At 73.8% G+C, this 2035-nt stretch carries 2 protein-coding genes; both read right to left on the bottom strand.

Annotated elements, in window-relative coordinates:
- Window positions 1-538, bottom strand: a 538-nt coding sequence (locus DW299_RS02610) for an SGNH/GDSL hydrolase family protein (protein WP_136035542.1), incomplete at its 3' end; no start/stop codon positions are given.
- A 55-nt stretch (window positions 539-593) separates the two neighbouring features.
- Window positions 594-1856 (bottom strand): histidine--tRNA ligase, encoded by a 1263-nt coding sequence (hisS, locus tag DW299_RS02615; RefSeq protein WP_240745298.1) that lies wholly within the window; start codon window positions 1854-1856, stop codon window positions 594-596.
- Window positions 1857-2035 lie beyond the last annotated feature (179 nt).

Below are 2035 nucleotides of genomic sequence, written 5' to 3' on the forward strand. Positions count from 1 at the left end.
GTCGCGTCGGCGGTGCCCCCAGATCCGGGCAGGTGCCCACCACGACCCCGGCGCCGAGGACGCGCAGCCGCCGCACCGCGTCATCCAGGTGCCGCGCGGACTCGGCGACCGGCAGGCGATGCGTCACGTCGTTCCCGCCCACCACGACCACCGCGACGTGCGGACGGTACCCGGGCGGCAACGCGTCCAGCTGCGTCGCGAGGTCGCGCGACTCCGCGCCGACCCTCGCCACCGTACGCAGGCGCACGGGACGCCCCAGACCACGCGCGAGCGCCTTGGCGAGTCGTCCGCCCAGGGTCTGCTTGGGGCGCTGCGCCCCCAGCCCCGCCGCGAGCGAGTCTCCCACCAGCAGCAGGTCGAGCGGGGCGCCGTCGAGCCCCGGCCGCCAGAGCCGGTCGGCATCGAGCGACACCTCCCCGAGCGGCTTGCCGATGCGCCGTCGCGCGAGCGCGGCCTGACGGACCAGCACGAGGCGCAGCACCGCGGTCAGCAGGGCGACGGCGGACACGGCGGCGAACACGGGACGGAGGCGACGCACGACCCGATTCGAGTCGACCGCCGTGAACGCCCGGTGAACACCACCGAGCCCCGGATCAGCCGAGCGTCTTGACCTCGAGCTCGTCGGAGCCCGCCCGCACGCTCGCGAAGTGGGTGTAGCCGTCGGCGGCCGCACGCTCCAGCAGCGCCTTGAGGTTCTTGGTGCGCTGCTCGAGCCGCACGCGCGCCCCCCTCGCCACGAGCTCGGCCTTGTGGGCGACCAGCTCGCCCACCGGCACGTCGGCATCGTGGACCAGGACGATCGCCTGCGCCTCGGTGTCGGGGTCGGCGGAGACCAGGTCGACCAGCCGCTCGAACCCGAGCGAGAAGCCCACCGCGGGAACGTCCTGCTTCAGGAACCGGCCGATCATGCCGTCGTAGCGCCCGCCGCCGCCGAGCGAGTACCCGACGGAGGGGTGCGCGAGCTCGAAGATCGTGCCCGTGTAGTACCCCATGCCGCGCACGAGGAACGGGTCGAACACGAGCGGGATCTCGACGTGCTCCGCGACCACGGGGCGTGCGGCCGCCACGGCCTCGCCGATGCCGGTGAGGTGCGCGATGAGCTCATCAGGGACGCCCTCGGGCAGCGCCTTGCGGATCTGCCGCTCCCCGTACGGGTGGTACTCCAGCGTCTGCGGGCGGCGGAGGAACTCCTCGAACGCGGCGACGGCGGTCGCGGTGACCCCGCGCTCGCGCAGCTCGGCCGCGACCCCCTCCGGCCCGATCTTGTCGAGCTTGTCGATCGTGATCAGCACCTGCGGGCGCTCCTCGGTCGTGAAGCCCAGGTGGCCCAGCATCCAGTCGAGCAGGCGGCGGTCGTTGATGCGCACGGTGGCACCCTCGAGCCCCAGCGCGTCGACGGCGTCGAGCGATGCGACGAGCAGCTCGGCCTCGGCCCGCCCCGACGCATCCCCGATGATGTCGATGTCGCACTGCACGAACTGGCGGTAGCGGCCCTTCTGCGGCCGCTCGGCCCGCCACACCGGCGCGATCTGCACGGAGCGGAACACACCGGGGAGCTGCCCGCGGTTGCTGGCGTAGAAGCGCGCCAGCGGCACCGTCAGGTCGTAGCGCAACCCCAGGTCGGACAGCGCGGCGGGGTCGTCGGCCGCGGCGCGGATCGCGTCGGCGTCGAGACCGCGGCGCAGGATCGCGAACGACAGCTTCTCGTTGTCGCCGCCGATGCCCGCGTGCAGCCGCTCGTACTCCTCCACCACGGGCGTCTCGATCTCGTCGAACCCGTGCGCGCGGTAGCGCTCGCGGATCACGGAGAGCACGCGCTCACGGCGGGCCTTGTCGGCGGGGAGGAAGTCGCGCATGCCGCGCGGCGGGTTCACAGTAGCCACCCGTCCATCTTCCCAGGTCGTCGGCGGCACCCGCGCGTCGGGTCAGTCGTCCTCTGCCTGGCGCACGTCGTCCTCCAGCAGCCGCAGCCGCTCGCGCAGCGCCCGCTCGGCATCCCACCCCTCGGCGCGCGCGGTCGCGACCAGCGCCAGGA

Source organism: Microbacterium sp. K35, assembly GCF_004794375.1.
GTDB classification, from domain to species: domain Bacteria; phylum Actinomycetota; class Actinomycetes; order Actinomycetales; family Microbacteriaceae; genus Microbacterium; species Microbacterium sufflavum.

Bases quoted from the DNA above. Each gene is read 5' to 3' on its own strand.
- hisS (WP_240745298.1), bottom strand. From the start codon at position 1,856: ATGCGCGACTTCCTCCCCGCCGACAAGGCCCGCCGTGAGCGCGTGCTC.